At 60.6% G+C, this 2,696-nt stretch carries 2 protein-coding genes; both read right to left on the reverse strand.

What is annotated here, in order from left to right; genetic code table 11:
- Positions 1-447, reverse strand: a 447-nt coding sequence (locus B7X49_RS18515; protein WP_286840611.1) for an EAL domain-containing protein, incomplete at its 3' end; no start/stop codon positions are given.
- Positions 448-872: 425 nt separating this feature from the next.
- Positions 873-2,555, reverse strand: a complete 1,683-nt coding sequence (locus B7X49_RS18520; RefSeq protein ID WP_286703410.1) for an NF038122 family metalloprotease — start codon at positions 2,553-2,555, stop codon at positions 873-875.
- Positions 2,556-2,696 lie beyond the last annotated feature (141 nt).

Consider the following 2,696-nt stretch of genomic DNA (forward strand, 5'->3'; position numbering starts at 1 on the left):
GGTAACGATGCGGGCTAGATGGGCGGGGTCGGTTACCGCTTCGCCTTCGGTGATCTCGAAGATCAGCCGGTCGGTCGGGAAGCCGACGCGCGCCGCGGTTTCCAGCGTTTTGCGGATGCAGGCCTTGGGTTCGTAGACCGCATTGGGCATGAAATTGATGGAGAGGGCTGCGGATGTACCCACAAGTCCGAGAGCGGTTGCCTGTTCGATCGCGGTTATGCGGCAGGCCTGGTCGAAACCGTAGAGCAAGGTTTCGGTGACGGCCTTGATGACCGAACCGGCATTCTCCCCGTTCGGGCCGCGCACCAGCGCTTCATAGGCGAAGATCTCTTGCCGAACGATGTCCACAATCGGTTGGAACGCCATTGTCAAAGGAAAATCGTAGGCGCCGCGGCGACAGTGGCCGCATTCGGCCTCCGGTCTCGTCCGCGTATCATCCGTTTCCATATTGCAACTTCCGTCTAACATCATTCTGCCAGGATTATCACCGTGTTTCCTAACAGATAGAAAACAAAATCCAGAGACCTACTCACAATATGGCGATGAAGGCTGTCATCGGCGGCATGGCGTGGCCCATCCCGCGACGAAAGCGCCAATCGGCGATAGAGCAACGCCGATTGCGGCAGTTGGACGCTCTGCCGGCGGGTACCAGCAAAGGGACCCGGATCGGGCGGTTCGAGGCATTTTATGATCGCTTTTCGCAGGCGAGCGCGACTGCGCAGTGGGTGCGGATGTTTGGCCGTGCCAGCGTGCGCGGGCATCTTTTGGTATCCGGGGCGCGTTGGGGATCATGGGGCGTAAACATGGCAGGTGGCGGCGGGACAGGAATTTGTTAGGGTTTGTGTTAGAGTTTTGGTGGTGGGGTTTGTTGTTCATGTCAGGCTGGTGCCCCCTATTGTATAGCTGAGGCTGGCGCTGCTGACGCCGAGGAGGGTGATGCGGGTGCCGTCGTTGAGTGTGACCAGCGCGCCCGACGCGCCGTTGTAGCTTGTGTCGGTGACGGATTGGATTACTGCGTTGTTGACGGTGTTGATCGTCCCGTTAAGCTGGCCGAAATTGGTCACGACCGCGCTGCCCCCGCCGAGCGATGATCCCATGAAGAAGACGTTGCTCGATCCGGCCACGGTTGAGCCGGTCAGGGTTGAGGTTCCGGCGCTGCCGAAGAAATACTGGGTGCCGGTGCCGTGCGAGATCATCACGTCGCCGCCGGCTCCGGGGTTGCAGTCGAACAGATTGGTGCCGGTGCCGGGATTGGCGATCAGGGTTTCGTTGCCGATGCCGGCGAAGAGGTAGTTGGTCTGTGCTGAATTGACCACGACGAGCGAATTGCTGCCGCCGCCGACCGCGTATAGCGCGCCCGAGCCGCCGATGATCGAATTGTTGCCCGCCGTGCCGCCGCGCACGGTGCCGCCGCCGGCCCCGCCTTGCATGGTCATCGAGCCGCTGAGGTCGTTGATGACCGCCGGGGCTGATCCGGTGTTGATGAAATCCATCGAACCCGCGTAGCCGGATTGGTTGTAGCCGAATACGCTGCCCGATCCGGTTGCGAGGATCGTGTCCGATCCGGCCTGATCGGCCAGGACCGCGTTGCTGCTGCCTGTGATGGTGACAATGTTGCCGCCGCTCATGGTCATTTGATAGTCGGTGGCGGTGGCGCCGAGGATGCTGCTGACGCCGGTGCCCAGGGAGCCGAAGATGGTTGCGTAGGATGCCGGGGGCGTTACCGGCGGTGTGACGGGCGGGGGCGTCGGGGTTGAGGCGGCGCCTGCCACGGCAAACCCGATTGCCTGCATGAGGGATTTGTCCGCCGAGGAGAAAATGGTGTTATTGTTGCTCGATACGTAGCTGAGCATGTCGGTGGCGGTGCCAGGCGGGGTATAGGTGGGTGATAGCCAATCGGCCCCGCCCGGACTGCGGAAGGTTTGCAGGTGCGTGGCACCGTTGTCGGTCGAGAAATACGGGTTCTGGCTGCTATAGCTGCCGTGGCCGAGGTTGGCACCGGAGACTTCCAGCGTGCCGGGCGAGGTGAACCGGAACAGATTGAGCGGGCCGAATTCATACTGCCCGTTCGGCATCGTCGCGGCGTTGTTGGAGATCCGGCCCATGACGTGGGTGATTTCGTGCACCGCGACTCCCATGTTGAAGTCGGACACGAAGCTCGGGTTGATCAGGATGACACCGTCGAGCGCGTAGGATTGCGGCAGTGGGATGCCCAGGGCTTTGTCCTCTGCCTGGCTCATGTAGATTTCGTTGTAGGCGCCCTGTGGCAGGGTGGCGGGCAGGGACACGCCGGGGTCGTTCGCGCTCAGCAATTGCTCGGCGCGGCTGAGGGAGACGCCGAATTCGGGTGAAGGTTGCCCTTCCGCCAGCACGTTGGCCGGTGCGCCGGCCAGGATGTTCACGCCGATCGTCAGGTTGATCGGGTTGGTGATCTCGGTGTGGAGGAAGCTGGCGGCCGATTCGAGCGCGTTCATCACCGGGGCGCTGATCGTGCTGCCGTTGTAACCGACGAAGCTGATGTTGAGGCCGGCTGGATTGCTGGTTGACTGGCTCATGCGGTCTCTTCTTATTGAAAACTTAGTGCTTTGTTAAAAATTTGTTGGTCGTTGAGGGGTTGGTTTCGCTATCCTCATCTTTTTGACCGAAGAATGGTCTGTTTATATCATTTGTAATTGCGTTATACAGGTTGTTTAAGC

It is taken from the genome of Acidiphilium sp. 34-64-41 (genome assembly GCF_002282635.1).
Lineage (GTDB): Bacteria > Pseudomonadota > Alphaproteobacteria > Acetobacterales > Acetobacteraceae > Acidiphilium > Acidiphilium rubrum.